Here is a 14,198-nt window from a genome sequence, read left to right on the forward strand (position 1 = left end):
TCGTCCAAGCGCCGCGCGTTGGGCCGGCGAGGTGAGCGGCAGGAACTCGTCGTCGATCAGCGCCACATCCGGCCGGCAGTCGATATTGGCGCCACCATCCCATGTGACGATGTCGATCCCGAGACGCCGAGCCGCCTGAAGCTGGTGCTCGACCTCGATCCGGCCTCGTTCCTGGTCAAGCCGCTGCGCTCGGCCGGTATCTATGCTGCGCTCGTGCTGGCCTTCGAACGAAGCGAACGCACCAGCGAGCTGAAGCAGCAGGTGGTGAAGCTCGAACAGCGGCTTCGATCCCGTCGCGTCGTGCTCGCCGCGGTGCTTCAGGTCATGCATACCCATGCACTGGCCGAGCGCAGCGGCTTGACCAGGAACGAGGCCGGATCGAGGTCGAGCACCAGCTTCAGGCGGCTCGGCGTCTCGGTGCCGAGCAGGGCGATGACCGGGCTTCGTCCAAGCGCCGCGCGTTGGGCCGGCGAGGTGAGCGGCAGGAACTCGTCGTCGATCAGCGCCACATCCGGCCGGCAGTCGATATTGGCGCCACCATCCCATGTGACGATGTCGATCCCGAGACGCTCGAACTGCCGCCTGACGATCGTGGCGTCGCGCTCGTCCTTGATGGCAATGAGCGCCTTGCGCCCGCGCAACGAGAATGAAGACGGTTTGCTCATTTCACAACCCGCAAGTGCGGCGCATTCGGCAACGTTCCATCCCTTGCGGGGCCGGCGGCGATGTCGAGCTGCGTCAGATAGGGATCCGGCTTAACAGGAGCTTCAGCTTCCCAGAAGATGTCGAACTGTCCTTCGGCGTTGGAGACCGCGAGCCGCGGCGTCAGGACGCAGTGATTGTTGCTGCCGTCGATCCAGACCGGACCTTGCGGCGAATTGTAGCGATGGCCGGCCGCAGCGCGCCGCACCTCGCCGATGTCGGATGTGCCGGCGCGCTGTAGCGCGCGGGCCAGCAGATAGACCGCGACATAGGCGGATTGCCCGTCCACGGATGGGCTGCTGTGTTCGCCGTAACGCGCCTTCCAGCGCGCGACGAAGGCCCGGTTTTCGGGCAGGCGAATGCTTTCGAAATAGGCCGACGAGGTGATGCAGCCGGCCGATGCCGGGCCTGCGATCTTGAGCTCGGGCTCGCACAGGCTGCAGCTCAGCATCGGGATGTCGAGGCTTGCCGCAGCGGTTGCGGCATGAAAGGCGCGGATGAAGTCATAGCTCGAACTGCCGACCAGCGTGTTGAACACGACCGGCGGCCGGCGCCGCACGATCTCGTCGACGATGTGCGTGACTGCGCTTTCGCCGAGTTCGAGCAGGCGCTCGGCGAGAATACGTCCCCGCGCCGCCGTCACCAGCTCGCGGGTGACGCGATTGGTTTCCCAGGTCCAGACATAGTTTGAGCCGACGCAGAAGATCTCGCGCGACAGATTGTCGAGCACGTAGCGCACCAGCGGCAGCACGTTGTGATTGGGCGAGGCACCGACATAGATGACGTTGTCGGAGCATTCGAAGCCCTCGTAGCGCGCCGGATACCAGAGCAGGCGATCGGTGCGTTCGACGATCGGAAGCACCTGCTTGCGCGAGGCCGAGGTGTAACAGCCGATGATGTGCTCGACCCCGACATTGCGAATGAGGTCGTCGCAGACCGTATGGTATTCCGAAATAATTCCGCGGGGATCGCGGACATGCGCAGATATCGCGAAGTCGAACTCGTCCTGGCCGTTGATTTCGTCGACCGCCATCATGGCGCTCTTGAGGATCTCGCGCCCCATGGCCTGATAAGGCCCGTGCTGCGAGCAGATGATGCCAACGGGAATGGACGGCTTTGTCATCGACGACTTTCAGTGCAACTCTCGAAGGAAACCATCTTCGCAGAGGTCGGTGCAAGAGGTCATGCCGTTTTGCTGCGCATACACGTTGCGAAATTTGTGCAGCCGGCCTCGTTGACAACGCGCTGCACACCTCCTTAGAATTTTCTCCTACAGGGCTTCCTGTCGAACCTTGCGTGCGTCGATTTGGCCGATGACGTCCCGATCGCCGCGCAGAGTGCTCCGTTCGATCCTGGACCCTAGCGATAGATCATAGCCGCGGCATTTGGGCCATTCGTCACCTTCGTTTTGGAGGGGCGGGTGGCTTTTTGCTTTTGCCGCCAAATCAATTGGCGACACACCCGTGTCGCCAAGCCGGAGGCGCATGCGCGGTGGTGGGCAGTGCCTGCGCTTGCGTCGTGCCAAGTGCGGGGATGAGAAACGATGTCGACGACGGATCTTCACTATCTCGGGCTCATCGAGGTCGGGCAGCAAATTCAGGCCAGGAAGCTCTCGCCGGTCGAGGTGACCAAGGCGATGCTCGGGCGGATCGAGCAGCTCGACAGCCGGCTCAAGAGCTACGCTTATGTGATGGGTGATGCAGCGCTTTCCGAAGCCGCCGCAGCCGAGAAGGAGATCGCATCCGGCAAGATCAAGGGGCCGCTGCACGGCGTGCCGATCGCCGTCAAGGATTTGTGCTGGGCCAAGGGCGCGCCGGCCGCTCACGGCATGACCATTCACCAGGACTTCCGTCCGAGCGAGGACGCTACGGTGGTCGCGCGGCTGAAGGAGGCCGGTGCTGTTATCCTCGGCAAGCTGCAGCAGACCGAAGGTGCCTATGCGGATCATCACCCGAAGATCGATCCGCCAAAGAATCCGTGGAATGCCGATCTGTGGTCCGGCGCGTCTTCGAGCGGTTCCGGCGTCGCCACCGCGGCGGGGCTCTGCTTCGGTTCACTGGGAACCGACACGGGCGGTTCGATCCGGTTTCCCTCGGCCGCCAATGGCATCACCGGGCTGAAGCCGACCTGGGGCCGCGTCAGCCGTTACGGCGCTTTTGAACTCGCGGCGACGCTCGATCACATCGGCCCGATGGCGCGCAGTGCCGCCGATTGCGGCGCGATCCTCGCCGTGATCGCGGGCCAGGATCCGAAGGACACCACGTCCGTGCCGTTGCCCGTGCCCGACTATCTTGCTGGTCTAACCGGAGATTTGCGCGGCGTGACGATCGGGGTGGATCGGCGCTGGACCAGCGAGGGCACCGATGAGCCTGCCGGCAAGGTGCTCAGCGAAGGCCTGCGTGTCGCGGCCGATCTCGGCGCGAAGATCAAGGACATCACATTCCCCGATCCGAAGGCCGTGATCGAGGACTGGTTCCCACTGTGCGGCATCGAAGTGGCGGTTGCGCACGAAGCGACCTATCCCGCACGCAAGGACGAATACGGTCCGGCGCTCGCAGGCTTGCTCGATCTCGGTCGGGCGCAGTCCGGCATGGACTATCAGAAGATCGTGCTGCGGCGCGAAGCGTTTCGCGGCGCGGTGCGGCTGCTGTTCGAGACGGTCGATCTGATCGCGGTTCCGGCCCAAGCCTTCGCTGCGCCGACATTGGCCAAGATGGCGGCACTGGGTGAGGACCCGTCCCTGATCACCGGGCTGCTGCGCTTCACCTGTCCGTTCGACATGACGGGGAGCCCGACCGTGACGCTTCCCGGCGGCTTCGCGCCGAACGGCGGTCCCGTCGCCTTCCAGTTCGTCGGACGGCACTTCGACGAAGCAAGCCTCGTCCGCGCGGGCGATGCCTTCCAGCACGTCACCAACTGGCACAAGCGCCATCCCGCGATCTGAGTTGAGGAGCCATTCGCATGACCGAAGATTGGTTGAAGAGTTCCATCATGGCCAAGCGCGCCGTCGCCAAGGGGGCGACCGGCACGACCCACAGTTTGACGATCGAGCAACAGGGCGGTTTCCATTACGTCTATGGACCCTATGCCAAGCCGACCCTGGCGATCGATCCGGGCGGCGTGGTCGTCGTCGAGACCGAAGACGCCTTCGGCGGCGTGCTCACCAGCGAAAGTGACAGCCCCACCGCGAAGCTCAATTTCCCTTACCTGAACCCGCAATGCGGGCCGATCGCAGTGAAGGGCGCCAGGAAGGGCGATTGTCTCGCCGTCTACATCCGCGACGTCGAGACCCGTGGCGCGCAGCCCGCCGGGACCACCTGCATCATTCCGGAGTTCGGCGGCCTGGTCGGGACCGCGTCGACGGCGCTGCTCAATCCGCCGTTGCCCGAACGCGTCAAGAAGCTGCATGTCGACCGCAACGGCGTGCGCTGGAACGACAAGATCACGCTGCCCTATGAACCGTTCATCGGCACTATAGGCGTGTCGCCCGAGATCGAGGCGATCTCCTCGCTGCAGCCCGACTATCACGGCGGCAACATGGATCTGCCTGACGTCGCACCCGGCGCGATCATCTACTTTCCGGTGCACACCGAAGGCGGGCTGCTCTATGTCGGCGACTGCCACGCCACCCAGGGTGATGGCGAACTCTCGGGCGTTGCGCTCGAGCAGCGCGCGACCGTGACGCTGCAGATCGATCTGATCAAGAACTGGAGCTTCGCCTGGCCGCGGCTCGAAACGCGCGACTTCATCATGACGATCGGCAGCGCGCGGCCGCTCGAAGACGCGGCGCGGATCGCCTATCGCGAGCTGGTGCGGTGGATGAGTGCCGATTACGGCTTCGATGAGATCGATGCCTACATGCTGCTCAGTCAGGCCGGCCGCATGCGGCTCGGCAACATGGTCGACCCCAAATACACGATGGGTGCGTCGATCCTGAAGAATTACCTCAAGGCGTGACTTCCAACATCCTCAACGACAGGGAACATTGCGATGAATTCGGGGCGTATATTTGGAATGGCTTTGCTTGCTGCCGTGCTCGGAACGGCGGCAATAGGTAGCGCGCAGGCGGCAGAACCGCCGCTCAAGGTCGGCTTGCTGGAGGACGTCTCCGGCGACCTCGCGTTCATGGGCATGCCGAAGCTGCACGGCTCGCAGCTGGCGGTTGAGGAGATCAACAAGAGCGGCGGCATTCTCGGCCGGCAGATCGAGCTGATCCATCTCGATCCACAAGGCGATAACGCTCGTTATCAGGAATTCGGCCGGCGGTTGCTCAATCGCGACAAGGTCGACGTTCTGATCGGCGGCATCACGTCGGCCTCGCGCGAGGCGTTGCGTCCGATCGTCGATCGCACCACCACGCCGTACTTCTATACGAACCAGTATGAAGGCGGTGTCTGCGACGCCAGCATGATCAGCATGGGCGCGGTGCCGGAGCAGCAGTTCTCGACCCTGATCCCCTGGATGGTCGAGAAGTTCGGCAAGAAAGTCTATGTGATCGCCGCCGATTATAATTTCGGCCAGATCTCCGCAGAGTGGAATCGGAAGATCATGAAGGACCTCGGCGGTGAGGTGGTGGGCGAGGAATTCATCCCGCTCGGTGTGTCGCAGTTCGCGCAGACCATCCAGAACATCCAGAAGGCGAAGCCGGACTGGTTGCTGACGATCAATGTCGGCGCCGCGCAGGATTCGTTCTTCGAGCAGGCGGCAGCCGCCAATCTCAACCTGCCGATGGGGTCGTCGATCAAGGTCATGCTCGGCTTCGAGCACAAGCGGTTCAGGCCGCCGGCACTCAACAACATGCATGCGACTGCGAACTGGTTCGAGGAGATCGACACCCCCGAAGCCAACGACTTCAAGAAGCGCTGGCACGCCAAGTTCCCCGACGAGCTCTACATCAACGATATGGGCTACAACGCCTATAACGCGCTCTACATGTACAAGGCGCTGGTCGAGAAGGCGAAGTCGACCAAGCTCGATGAAATGCGCAAGGTGATCGCGTCAGGCGATGCCTGTATCGACGCTCCCGAAGGCAAGGTCTGCATCGATCCGAAGAGCCAGCATACGTCTCACCGCATGCGCCTGATCTCGGTCGGGCCCAAGCATGAGGTGACCGTCGAGAAGGACTACGGGACGATCCAGCCGTATTGGTTGGGCGAGATCGGCTGCGACCTCACCAAGAAGAACGACAAGGATCAGTACACGCCGAGTCATCTTCCCAGCAAATCGTGACGCACGCGGGCACGAATCTTGCTCGTGTCGTGCGTCATGACTTCCAGGCGAACCGGCGCCGCAATGATGCGGCGCCGTGATCACGGAGAGCGGAATGTCGGCTGAACTCTTCTCGGTATTCTATCAGTTCGCCGACGTGTTCGCGTTCCTGATCCTGTCCGCGGCGGGCCTTGCCATCGTGTTCGGCATGATGGGCGTCATCAACATGGCGCATGGCGAGTTCATCATGTGCGGGGCCTATGTCACCGTGGGCCTCGTCAATCTCGGCGTGCCGCTCCCGATCGCCCAGATCCTGGCCGCAGTGACGGCAGGGATCATCGGCATGATCGTCGAGTTCCTGATCGTGCGGCGGTTCTACAAGCGTCCGCTCGACTCGCTGCTCGCCACCTGGGGCCTCAGCCTGATCGTGACGCAGTCGATGCTGCTGATCGTCGGCTCCGCGGTGCGCGGCATCGGTACGCCGGAAGGAAGTTTTGCGATCGGGGGCTACACGTTCTCGACCTACCGCCTGGTGCTGTTCGGCGCTGCGGTGGCGGTGCTGGCCGGGCTCTACATCATCTTCATGAAGACGCGCTTCGGCGTGGTTGCGCGCGCGACGATGCAGAACGCGGCGATGGCCAAGGCGCTGGGAGCGCGCACCGGGCGGATCTATTCCATCAGCTTCGGGATCGGCACCGCACTGGCGGGCCTCTGCGGCGCGCTCTATGCGCCGACCATGACGCTGATCCCGACCATGGGCGCAACCTTCGTGGTCGAGAGCTTTGTCACCGTGGTGATCGGCGGCGCCAATGTCTTGCTCGGAACCGCGCCGGCTGCCGTGTTCCTGGCGATGATCAGGATGGCGCTGAATGCGAGCTACGGACAGATCATCGGTCAGATCGGCATGCTGTTTGCCGTCATCCTGATCATTCGTGTGCTGCCTGAAGGGCTATCCAGCGTGCTGGTTCGTCGTGGGCGCTAGACGGGAATTTCTGATGTTGAAGCTGCTCGACGGCCCGCAGACGCTCGGACGGGGCAAGATATTCTGGTCGTGCTTCCTGGCCGTGCTGGCGGGCGCGCTGATCTACCCCCTGTTCGCCGATTCCTATGATGTCGGCAATTTCGCTTACTTCCTGATCTGGATCTTCATGGCGCTCGGGCTGTGCCTGATGTGGGGCTACGGCGGCATGCTGTCGTTCGGCCAGACCTTCTTCTTCGGCATCGCCGGCTACGGATATGGCGTGCTTGCGATCAACATGGGCGGGGGAACAGCCACGGTCGCCGCCCTGGTGCTCTCCGTGGTCATTGCGATGATCGCGGCGGGAATCCTCGGCTATTTCATGATCTGGGGCGGCATCAGCGGCATCTTCTTCGGCATCGTGACGCTGTCGGCGACGCTGGTGCTTGCGTTCTTCCTCGGGCAGACCGCCGGACCCGAATGGCATATCGGTCCGGCGCGGCTGAATGGCTTCAACGGCATGAAGGGAATGGACCCGCTCACCGTCGGCAGCTTCGATATCGAGGGATCGGCGCTCTACTATCTCATGATCGCGCTGATCGTGATCGTTTACATCGCGCTGCGCATGCTGGTGAACTCGAGCGTCGGCAACGTGATCGTGGCGACGCGTGAAAATCCGCAACGCGCCGAAATGCTCGGCTATGACGTCCGAAAGTATCAGCTCCTGACATTCGTGATCGGCAGCGGCCTCGCCGGCCTCAGCGGTGCGCTGTACACGTCCTGGGGGCAGTTCATCACGCCGTCGAGCATCGGCCTGCCGGCGGCGGCGATGCCGATCGTGTGGGTCGCGTTCTCCGGACGCAACGACCTGACCGCGACGTTGGTCGGCTCTTTCCTGCTGCTGTTCGGTTTCCAGACCATCACGGTCTACAGCCAGCAGGCGGCGCTGGTGCTGATGGGTGTGCTTCTGCTCGCCACCGTGATGTTGGCGCCGCAAGGGTTTGTGCTCGGAATCGGCAAGCTCGTGGTCGATTGGTGGACCAGGCGCCGGCGGCGCGACGAGGGCCCCGCGCTCGCCGATACCGGCCGTCTGCAATCGGATGAGACCTGATCCATGGCACTGGTCGATGTAAGGGGCGTATCGAAGCGTTTCGGTGGTTTGACCGCGGTCTCCGATGTCGACCTGACGGTGAATGCCGGCGAGGTCCATTGCCTGATCGGGCCCAACGGGGCCGGGAAGAGCACGCTGTTCAAGCTGATCGTCGGCCTCTATCCGCCGACCTCGGGCAGCATCTTGTTCGATTCCACCGATATCACCACGGAGCGGCCGTTTGCGCGGGTCCAGCGGGGCATGAGCATCAAGATGCAGGCGCCGAGCGTGTTCAAGGAACTGCCGGTGCGGCAGAACATCCAGATCGCGTTGCAGGAACGTCTTTCGGGCGCGGAATGCGCTGCCGAAGAAGAACGGCTGCTGACGCTGCTTAATCTGGCGGAGGACAGCGGCAAGCTCGCCGGCGCGCTGTCGCACGGCCAGCAGCAATGGCTGGAGATCGGGATGGCGCTGGCCTTGCAGCCGCAGCTTCTGCTGCTCGACGAGCCGACCGCGGGCATGTCGCCGGAAGAGACCTACAAGACCGGCGAGTTGATCAAGTCGTTCAACGCCGAGGGCATGACGGTGCTGGTCGTCGAGCACGACATGGCGTTCGTCCGTCAGGTCGCGCAGCGCGTCACCGTTCTGCATCTCGGCAAGATCTTTGCGCGCGGCAGCCTCGAGGCGATTCTGGAAGACGAGAAGGTCGCCGAAATCTATCTGGGTAAGACCCATGCCCACTGAGCGCATTCTGGATGTATCGGGACTTTGGGCGGGTTACGGCGCGACGCCGATCCTGCAGGGCGTCAGCATGCAGGTCGCGCGCGGCGAGATCGTCGGCGTAATCGGCCGCAACGGTGTCGGCAAGTCGACCCTGATGCGCTGCCTGATCGGGCTGCTGCAAACCTGGCGTGGCACCATCAGCTTCATGGATCAGGACGTCACCCAGCTCGAGGCCGATGCGCGGGCACGTGCCGGCTTCGGCTACATCCCGCAGGGCCGCGACGTGTTCCCGCAAATGACCGTCGAGGAGAATTTGCAGGTCGGCGAGTTGATCGGCGGGCCCGACGGCAAGAAGCTGCCGGAGCTGGTCTACGCGTATTTTCCGCGCCTGAAGGAGCGCCGGCGGCAGATCGCGGGCACCATGTCGGGCGGCGAGCAGCAGCAGCTGGCGATCGGCCGGGCGCTGATCGGCAATCCGGCGCTGATGATCCTCGACGAGCCGTCCGAAGGCATTCAGCCGTCGATCGTGCAGCACATTTGCGAAGCGCTGAAATCGTTCCGCACCGAGCTCGGGACCACGATCGTGTTCGTCGAGCAGAACCTCGACACCATCCTGGAGATCGCCCAGCGCTGCTACATCATGGAAAAGGGCAAGATCACGCGATCGCTGGCCGGCGAGGAGGTCAACGCCGACAATGTGCGCGCGCAGCTGTTGCTGTGATCGGCCGGCCGCGCGGCAAGGAATTGCGTTCGACAATCGACAATAACGGAGGGAATGAACATGGATCTGGGACTCAAGGGAGCAAAGGTTCTCGTCACCGGTAGCACCAAGGGCATCGGCAGGGCGATCGCCGACACGTTTGCGGCCGAGGGCGCCAATGTCGGCATCTGCGCGCGTAACCAGGGTGACGTCGACGCTGCGGTCACCGCGATCAAGACCAAGGGCGTTGCCGCGTTCGGTAGCGCCGTCGACGTCTCGAACGGACCGGCGCTGAAGGCCTGGGTCGCCGACATGGCGTCGAAGCTCGGCGGCATTGATGTCGTGGTCGCCAATGTCAGCGCGCTCTCGATCGGGCAGGACGAGGAGAGCTGGGAGAAGGAATTCTCCACCGACATGATGGGGACGGTACGGCTCGTCAACGCCGCGATGCCGTATCTGGAGAAGAGCACGGCGGCGGCGATCGTCACCATCTCCAGCGTGTCGGGGCGCGAGGTCGATTTCGCCAGCGGTCCCTACGGGACCTTCAAGGCCGCGATCATCCACTACACTCAGGGCCTTGCCTATCAGCTCGCGGCCAAGGGTATCCGCGCCAACTCGGTGTCGCCGGGCAACACCTATTTCGAGGGCGGCGTCTGGAACATGATCAAGGACGGCAATCCCGAACTGTACAAGACCGCGCTGGCGCTCAACCCGACCGGCCGGATGGGCACGCCGCAGGAGATGGCGAACGCAGCGGTGTTCCTGGCGAGCAAGGCGGCGAGCTTCATCACGGGGACCAACCTCGTCGTCGACGGCGCCTTGACGCGCGGCGTGCAGTTCTAGGCGGGGCCACATCGACATGTCAGCGGATCCATTGCACTACAAGTCGATCACCGAGATCTCCGGGCTCATTCGCCGCGGCGAGGCGAAATCCTCGGAGATCACGGAGGCAATCCTCGGCCGGATCGCGAAGCTGGACGGACAGTTTCACGGCTACGCGCACGTGCTTGCAGAGCGGGCCATGGCCCAGGCGAGGCAGCACGACGCGGAGATCGCCAGGGGCATCTGGCGCGGCCCGCTGCATGGTGTTCCGATCGGGCTGAAGGACCTCTGCTACACCACGTTCGCGCCGACCGCGGGCGGCACCGCGATCCACGCCAGGTTCGTGCCGTCCTTCAACGCCACGATCGTGGACCGGCTCGAACTCGCCGGCGCGGTGACGCTCGGCAAGCTCAAGATGACGGAGGGGGCCTATACCAGCCACCATCCGTCAGTTCAGGCGCCGCTCAATCCGTGGAATGTGAACTATTGGGTCGGCTCGTCGTCGAGCGGGTCGGGCGTCGCGACATCGGCCGGGCTTTGCTACGGGTCGATCGGCAGCGATACCGGCGGCTCGATCCGGTTTCCGTCGGCGACCTGCGGCTTGACCGGCATCAAGCCGACCTGGGGCCGCGTCAGCCGGCACGGCGTCTTCCCATTGGCGGACTCGCTCGATCACGTCGGACCGATGTGCCGCAGTGCTGCGGATGCCGGAGCAATGCTCGGCGTCATCGCGGGCGCCGACGTCAACGATCCGACCGCGTTGCGGGCGCCGGTGCCGAACTATCTGGCCGGCGTGGGTGAGAGCATCCGGGGTTTGAGGATCGGCGTAGATCGCAGATACACCCAGGAGGGTATAGACCGGCAGGTTGTGACCGCCCTGGTGCAAGCCGAGCGCACGCTCGCCGGCCTCGGTGCCGACATCCGCGAGGTGCATTTCCCGCCCTACCAGAAGCTCGTCAGCCAATGGATTGCGATGTGCTCGGTGGAGACGGCGGAGGCGCATCTGGACACTTACCCGTCGCGGAAGTCGGAATACGGACCTGATCTCGCACAGTTGATCGAGCAGGGCAGGGTGACGAGCGGCGTCGACATTGCTGCGATCCATCACGAGCGGCTGAAGTTCAGCGGCAGCCTGGCTGCAATGTTCGAGGATATCGATTTGCTGCTGATTCCGACGATGCCGGTGCCGATCCCAACGCTGACGAAGATGAGCGAATACGGCGCCGACCCCAACGTGCTCTTGAACATCCTGCGCTTCACGGCGGTGTTCGACTTCTCGGGCAGCCCGACCATCACCTTGCCGATGGGCATGGCGCCGGACCAGATGCCGCTCAGCATGCAGCTGGTCGGCCCGCATCTCTCGGAGGACGTGCTGGTCCGTGCCGGGGCCGCGTTCCAGTCGGTGACGGATTGGCACACGCGGCGGCCGCCGATCGAGTGATGCGTCGTCGCTGATGCCCCCGTCGCAAGCCGTCAGGCATTGCCGCTGAGCCTCGCCGCGATCGCGCGGTAGCCGCGCATCCACATGTGATCGAGATCGAGATCCATCGGCAGCGGCTGCGAGGAGACGCGCGCGATCACGGTCTCGCTGGACGGATCGACGTAGATCCACTGGCCATGGATACCGACGGCCGCAAACGGCGTTTCGCGCCGGTCGAGCGTGTACCATTTGTTTCGGTAATTGCCGTTCGGGAACACCTTGGTGAGATCGCCGCGCGACCACGCCTCGGCATTGCCGTTCTGCCTGATGTCGTCGACCCACCAGCTGGGCACGACCTGTCGTCCGTTGCTGATGCCGTGATTGCGCATCATCTCGCCGAACCGGGCGAGATCGCGCAGCGTCGCGCAGATGCCGCCGGCGACGCGGGCCGCGCCGCGCGAGTCGACGGTGATGTAGGCGTCGCGTTCGGCGCCCATCGGCTGCCACAGATAGTGCGAGAGGATCTTCGCATAGGACATGCCGCAGGCGCGCTCGTAGACCCAGCCGAGCACGTCGGTGTTGGTCGAGACGTAGTGGAAAGTCTCGCCGTGCGGCGCGCCGTTTGGCCGCAGCGTCCGCAGATAGTCGCGCAGATTGCTCGGCGGGATGGCCGGATCCGGTAGCTCCCAGCCGGTCGAGCGCCGGTAGTTCATGACGTCGCCGTCGCGCGCCATGTAGTCCTCGTCGAAGCGGATGCCGACACTCATGTCGAGCAGATGCCGCACCGTGCAGCTGCCGCCATAGACCGATCCTTCCATCTCCGGGATATAGCGCGTCACCGGCGCGTCGGGTTCGAGCTTGCCGTGATCGGCAAGGATGCCGCCGAGCGTGCCGGCGACCGATTTGCTGACCGAGAAGATCAGATGCGGCGTGTCCGGGGTCAGGCCGTGGGCATACCATTCGAACGCGACCTCGCCGCGATGCGACACGACGATGCCATCGGTGTGGCTCGTGCGCAGCGCCTCGGCGACATCAACCGTCTCGCCGCGCGGGTCGGCGAAGCTGACGTCGTCGAGATAGCGCGGTGCGAACGACAGCGGCGCAGGTGCGGCCGCGCGTGCGATGTTCGCAGTGGGCAGCAGTTCGCGGACATTGCGGAATGCCCATTCGTTGAAGGGATGCTGACGCCAGTTGGCGAGCGTGACCTGTTCGTCGGCCGCTGACGGGAAGGCGGCCATGATGCGACGCGAATTCATTCTTGTTCCAGCGATGCCATTGGGGGACGTGCAAAAGTTCCGCATGCGCCGTGTCACTCGCAATCAACCGGATGGTGGAGGGGGCCCCCGGGTTACTTCGGCGTAACCGTTTCAGGATGTGCGCTTGGCCCGCAATTTGCTTGACTATGGCCTGCGGCTGCCCCAGCGTGACGGGCATGCGACGCGCAGACGTTCGCCATCGGGAAACATCGGGAGGTAGGTCATGATCGCGCTTCTGGGCCGACCGGATCCGGCAACCACGCAAGCCATTCAGTTCGCGCGAGGAATTCTCGAGGGATCCGCGACCGCGTTCTACGAGGTCGACGGTAATCTGACCCTCAACCGGTTCGTGCTCAGCAGCAACGTCCCACCGAGCTTCCACGACCAGTATCTCGCCGGCATGAACCGGCTCGATCCGCTGCATCCGCGCTCCGCGAGCAACCGGCCGATTGCCCGGCTCAGCATCGCGCTCAATCAATGCGCGACCCAGGAGGCGGCAACCTACCGCGCCTTTGCCGGCCAATGCGGCGTCGCCGACATAATCGAGTTCTTCTTCCGCCGCAATGACCGGATCGTGGCCGGAATGAGCGTGCTGTGGGCGCCGGGCTGCGCGATTCCCGACGGCAGCATGCATATCGCCGAGAAGATCCACGATTATCTCGAATTCAATCTGACCAGCCGCCTCTCCCCGAGCGCCGACGAGCCGGCGCGCTATGGACTGACCTCGCGCGAGATGGAGGTCGTCGAGCTGTTGTGCTGCGGCCGGACCAACCGCGAGATCGGCGAGTGCCTGAGCATCGGTCTCGCGACGGTGAAGACGCATCTGATTCACATCTTCGAGAAGCTCGGCGTCGAGACCCGCTCCGCCGTCGTGGCGCTGATGTCGCGGCCGCATTGAGAGGGGCTCGCGAGGATCGCCGTCTGCGAGCGATAACGGCGCGAGCCACATTCTCGGTGTCATCACCCGCGAAAGCGGGTGATCCAGTATTCCAGAGACAGCAGTGCTTGAGCCGAGGGGCCGCGGCGTACTGGCTCGCCCGGTCGAGCCGGGCGATGACAGATGTGGGTGAGGCCACAGCCTCGCATTCTCGCGACATGACCCGAGCTTTGCTCTTCTCCGTCTCGTCTTGACGGCTTTTTGCTGAGTCGCCCGTCAGGCTGATTTGCAGCAACCGCTCATGGGCGGGACCGTCGCTTCGTGGGCCGAAGCGGCGATCCCTGATCGCGCGATGTGCATGGTCGGGGTTTGGGGTTGACGTCGGCCAATCCGCACGACTGCGGACATCGTAGATCGACAATTGCGCGCGACAATTGCCATT

13 protein-coding genes and 1 pseudogene are annotated in these 14,198 nt (G+C 63.8%); 10 read left to right on the plus strand and 4 right to left on the minus strand.

Annotation, left to right across the window (positions count from 1 at the left end):
- The 3 genes and pseudogenes from FNJ47_RS50195 to FNJ47_RS15375 all read right to left on the minus strand — a co-directional run.
- Positions 1-336: pseudogene (locus tag FNJ47_RS50195) on the minus strand (hypothetical protein); the annotation flags it as partial.
- Positions 318-665: an ANTAR domain-containing protein gene (locus FNJ47_RS15370; RefSeq protein WP_235999898.1), complete on the minus strand. Its 348-nt coding sequence runs from the start codon at positions 663-665 to the stop codon at positions 318-320. The gene FNJ47_RS15370 and the pseudogene FNJ47_RS50195, both read right to left, overlap by 19 nt.
- Entirely contained in the window at positions 662-1,825 is a 1,164-nt protein-coding gene (locus FNJ47_RS15375; RefSeq protein ID WP_163154435.1) for a transporter substrate-binding domain-containing protein, read from the minus strand. The genes FNJ47_RS15370 and FNJ47_RS15375 overlap by 4 nt, the downstream gene beginning before the upstream one ends.
- Before the next feature lie 420 nt (positions 1,826-2,245).
- Between FNJ47_RS15375 and FNJ47_RS15380 the strand changes: the two genes are divergently transcribed.
- The 9 genes from FNJ47_RS15380 to FNJ47_RS15420 all read left to right on the plus strand — a co-directional run bounded on the left by FNJ47_RS15380 (position 2,246) and on the right by FNJ47_RS15420 (position 11,644).
- Positions 2,246-3,646 carry an amidase gene (locus FNJ47_RS15380; RefSeq protein ID WP_163154437.1) on the plus strand — a complete coding sequence of 467 codons (1,401 nt, stop codon included), beginning with the start codon at positions 2,246-2,248 and terminating at the stop codon, positions 3,644-3,646.
- Positions 3,647-3,663: 17 nt separating this feature from the next.
- A complete protein-coding gene (locus FNJ47_RS15385; protein ID WP_163154440.1) occupies positions 3,664-4,659 on the plus strand; it encodes an acetamidase/formamidase family protein in 996 nt (331 codons plus the stop codon).
- A 57-nt stretch (positions 4,660-4,716) separates the two neighbouring features.
- A complete protein-coding gene (locus FNJ47_RS15390; RefSeq protein ID WP_175068381.1) occupies positions 4,717-5,931 on the plus strand; it encodes an urea ABC transporter substrate-binding protein in 1,215 nt (404 codons plus the stop codon).
- 94 nt (positions 5,932-6,025) lie between these two features.
- Positions 6,026-6,892: an ABC transporter permease subunit gene (locus FNJ47_RS15395; protein ID WP_163154443.1), complete on the plus strand. Its 867-nt coding sequence runs from the start codon at positions 6,026-6,028 to the stop codon at positions 6,890-6,892.
- A 13-nt stretch (positions 6,893-6,905) separates the two neighbouring features.
- Entirely contained in the window at positions 6,906-7,979 is a 1,074-nt protein-coding gene (locus FNJ47_RS15400; RefSeq protein ID WP_163154445.1) for a branched-chain amino acid ABC transporter permease, read from the plus strand.
- Positions 7,980-7,982: 3 nt separating this feature from the next.
- Positions 7,983-8,702, plus strand: coding sequence for an ABC transporter ATP-binding protein (locus FNJ47_RS15405; protein ID WP_163154447.1), 720 nt, complete (start codon positions 7,983-7,985; stop codon positions 8,700-8,702).
- Positions 8,692-9,402, plus strand: a complete 711-nt coding sequence (locus tag FNJ47_RS15410; RefSeq protein WP_163154449.1) for an ABC transporter ATP-binding protein — start codon at positions 8,692-8,694, stop codon at positions 9,400-9,402. The genes FNJ47_RS15405 and FNJ47_RS15410 overlap by 11 nt, the downstream gene beginning before the upstream one ends.
- A gap of 60 nt (positions 9,403-9,462) precedes the next feature.
- Positions 9,463-10,224: an SDR family NAD(P)-dependent oxidoreductase gene (locus tag FNJ47_RS15415; protein ID WP_163154451.1), complete on the plus strand. Its 762-nt coding sequence runs from the start codon at positions 9,463-9,465 to the stop codon at positions 10,222-10,224.
- Positions 10,225-10,240: 16 nt separating this feature from the next.
- Positions 10,241-11,644 carry an amidase gene (locus tag FNJ47_RS15420; protein WP_163154454.1) on the plus strand — a complete coding sequence of 468 codons (1,404 nt, stop codon included), beginning with the start codon at positions 10,241-10,243 and terminating at the stop codon, positions 11,642-11,644.
- Between the two features lie 32 nt (positions 11,645-11,676).
- On the opposite strand, the gene FNJ47_RS15425 is transcribed toward FNJ47_RS15420, so the two are convergent.
- On the minus strand, positions 11,677-12,879 hold the full coding sequence (locus tag FNJ47_RS15425) for a serine hydrolase domain-containing protein (protein ID WP_163154456.1): 1,203 nt from the start codon (positions 12,877-12,879) through the stop codon (positions 11,677-11,679).
- Between the two features lie 223 nt (positions 12,880-13,102).
- Here FNJ47_RS15425 and FNJ47_RS15430 point away from each other — a divergent pair, with 223 nt between their 5' ends.
- Positions 13,103-13,777: a helix-turn-helix transcriptional regulator gene (locus FNJ47_RS15430; protein WP_163154458.1), complete on the plus strand. Its 675-nt coding sequence runs from the start codon at positions 13,103-13,105 to the stop codon at positions 13,775-13,777.
- Positions 13,778-14,198 lie beyond the last annotated feature (421 nt).

The sequence above is a fragment of the Bradyrhizobium uaiense genome (genome assembly GCF_010811875.1).
GTDB lineage: Bacteria > Pseudomonadota > Alphaproteobacteria > Rhizobiales > Xanthobacteraceae > Bradyrhizobium > Bradyrhizobium uaiense.